This window comes from Bacillus sp. SIMBA_005, assembly GCF_046535585.1.
In the GTDB taxonomy this organism is placed as follows: domain Bacteria; phylum Bacillota; class Bacilli; order Bacillales; family Bacillaceae; genus Bacillus; species Bacillus pumilus.
In genome coordinates, this window is record NZ_JAWRWI010000777.1 from 1 (window position 1) to 254 (window position 254).

Sequence of the window (254 nt, forward strand, 5' to 3'; positions counted from 1 at the left end):
GGCCGAGAATCTTCTTGTTACGATCTTTTTTCAGCTCCTGTTTTGATGTCACGTAGCTGTATCCCGCTTTTTTGAAATCCTTTGTTACATTGCGGTCTTTACGGATAAAGTTTGATTTGCCGCCTCCGAGGAGCACATCGACTTTTTGTTTTCCGTTGATGCGGTCATCAAAGTAGCTGCTTGCGATGTCATTCATGTTCTTTCGGGATTTGTTATGGGCTCCGAATGCCGCAGGGGTGGCGTGGGCAATCTCC

At 46.9% G+C, this 254-nt stretch carries 1 protein-coding gene; it reads right to left on the reverse strand.

Annotated elements, in window-relative coordinates; translation table 11 throughout:
- Positions 1-254, reverse strand: a 254-nt coding sequence (locus SB660_RS22185) for an alkaline phosphatase (RefSeq protein ID WP_410584624.1), incomplete at both ends; no start/stop codon positions are given.